This is a genomic window from Mucilaginibacter sp. UYP27 (assembly GCF_040547175.1).
GTDB lineage: Bacteria > Bacteroidota > Bacteroidia > Sphingobacteriales > Sphingobacteriaceae > Mucilaginibacter.
This window is the reverse complement of the sequence record NZ_JBEPPE010000023.1, coordinates 1-2,526: the sequence shown is the minus strand read 5'-3', so window position 1 is coordinate 2,526 and position 2,526 is coordinate 1. Positions and strand designations below refer to the sequence as shown.

General features: G+C 41.8%; 1 protein-coding gene. It reads right to left on the bottom strand.

What is annotated here, in order from left to right:
• Positions 1-117 precede the first annotated feature (117 nt).
• Positions 118-1,926: a reverse transcriptase/maturase family protein gene (locus ABIB39_RS23255; protein WP_354432584.1), complete on the bottom strand. Its 1,809-nt coding sequence runs from the start codon at positions 1,924-1,926 to the stop codon at positions 118-120.
• Positions 1,927-2,526 lie beyond the last annotated feature (600 nt).

Genomic DNA, 2,526 nt, shown 5'->3' with positions numbered 1-2,526 from the left:
TAATGTAGGCTAAGCACCCAGCGCCTTGCTATATCACTATAGTAGGTTTCCATGTACTCGCCCCCGAACCGTACGTACACCTTCCAGCGTATACGGCTCTCCACTAATATTTTCAGTTTATTCGCCATTATGTATCTTCCTATGACAATCATGGCATACGGCCATTGTCTTTCTCTTTCTCGCAATCATGTGGACCTCCCAAGGGCGTTTGCCCTCTTTGATGTCTTTCAGTTTCCTGATATGATGCATTTCAAGTTCATCGATCTTACCACACATTTCACAGCAACTTGCTTTTAGCCTGTCTATCAGGCTTGTCCGCATAGCTACCTGAAAGTAGTGGGGAGTTTTGTCAGCGGAAGATTCTTTGGCTTCAATGCTTCGCCGGAAACCACCTTGATAAAAAGTACGATAACGTCGTTCACGTTTCCAATTCGTATAGGACACGGTGAATACTCCGTTTTTCTTGTACTCTCTACAGATGTTGGGGACAGTTGAATGATACTTATTTGCAAAAGTCTTATACATACTGTACTCCATGATGTAGCTGAATGTGTTAACTGTTCCAACATTTAGCGCGATAGAATAGTAATTATAAAAGCCTATGAGCTCGGAATTGTACTTGCTCAATATTTCCAAGTCATCGTTGAACGCCAGTCCCGGACGGCTTTTGGCTTTCCATTGTTCTTTGCCATTGTGAAGCCGGATATCCAGAACTTCGTAATCTAACAGCTTTTTCTTAATGGTGCCCGGTGGAATTTTAACAACGATTTTCTTATGAAATACTCGCTTCATTTTTCCGTCAGCAGCCCTTTTTGTCTGATTGGATTTTCTTACAGTAATGTTAAATGATAAGAATTTGGCTGGTTTTTCCGTATGGGTTATCAGCGTCTTTTCTTCGGATAGTACAAGCTGTAATTTATCATTCAGGAAATTGGTAATGTCCTGTTTAATTTGCTTGCAATCTTCCAAACTGCCAATCACTCCTATTAGAAAGTCATCCGCATATCTTACATATTTGAGTTTCCTGTAATCAGGGTCCATTTCGTCGCAACTGGGTATCATTGCTCTTTTTCTGTCGGTCGCTTTGATTTGTTTAACAATTAACTTTCTTTCAGTTACATCACTTTCGGCTCTGAGCATACTCAAAGCATTTCTCTTGTCGTATTCACATAAGATGCGTTCGCGGTTTGATTTGCGTTTTTCCCCCTTGTCGAAGTCTTGAATATATTCTTTTACATACTTGTCCAGCTTATCAAGGTAGATATTAGCTAATATGGGGCTAATAATACCGCCTTGCGGTGTTCCGCTGTACGTTCTGTAGAATACCCAATCTTCGACGTACCCTGCATTTAAGAACTTCCTCATTAGCCTGATAAATCGTTCGTCAGAGATGCGTTCTTGCAGGATGCCTATCAGAACATCGTGATTGATGTTATCAAAGAAACCTTTAATGTCGCCCTCTATGAACCATTTGGCTCCGTTGAAAGACTTTCTGACTTGTAAAAGTGCAGTATGGCAACTTCTCCGAGGCCTGAAACCATGTGAGGTATGCTCAAAGCTTCCCTCATAAATTGCTTCAAGTATCATTCTGATTACTTCCTGCACTAATTTGTCATCAAATGAAGATATCCCTAAAGGACGCTTCTTACCATTTTTCTTTGGTATGTACGTCCTTCTTGATGGATGGGGTTGGTAGCTTTCACCTTTGATCGCACCAATTAATTTGTCAATTCGGGCGAGGCTCATTTCGTCAATAGTCTGACCATCTGTGCCTTTTGTCATATTACCTGGCTTCGCATTGATTTTTTGGTACGCCACATAATACATTTCCTCATTGAAGAGAATACGATAGAGCCTCTCAAACTTATAGTTTGAAAGTTTGCTATGCTCTGTTAAACTGTTTAATACCTTTTGTGGATTTCTCATAATGTCTCACACATTTTCCTTTATTAGCATTAAATAATATTAGCTGCTTCCCTTCGCCATGTACAAGGCTTTCCCCTGCTCGGACTACTACGGAAGCTCCGTTACCATATCGAATATTCAGGAACCTGCGTTCCATAGCCGCGCCAGCGGCTTTCCGACTTAGGTAATCCACGTTTAACAACATAGTAACTGTGGCGTTACAGATTGTCGGATATGACTTCCACCCGTTATTGCATATTGCAATTGCGCTGTGATTTGTTCTTCGCTTACCCTCCTCAAAGACCAAAGGGAAGTATCACAGTATGACGAGTTCAGTTATCTTACGTCATAGCTACCGGGAGAGGCCGCTTGGGTTATCATTCAATCAGTATGGATTTTATCCTCATATCTGTTTCTCGTCCTGCTATTCAGTCGTGACCTGACAACTGGTCAACTTATAGACTTGTGTCGGCATGCTACACTCCCCGATATTTGGTTTCCCTCACGGATAAGCCGATGGACGATAGGCCTTTTGAACACTGGCCTAATACCCTGCCATGGGTATATTTACTATGCTGCCGCTACGTGCGCACCTTTAACCCTGAACAATTCCACCTGATC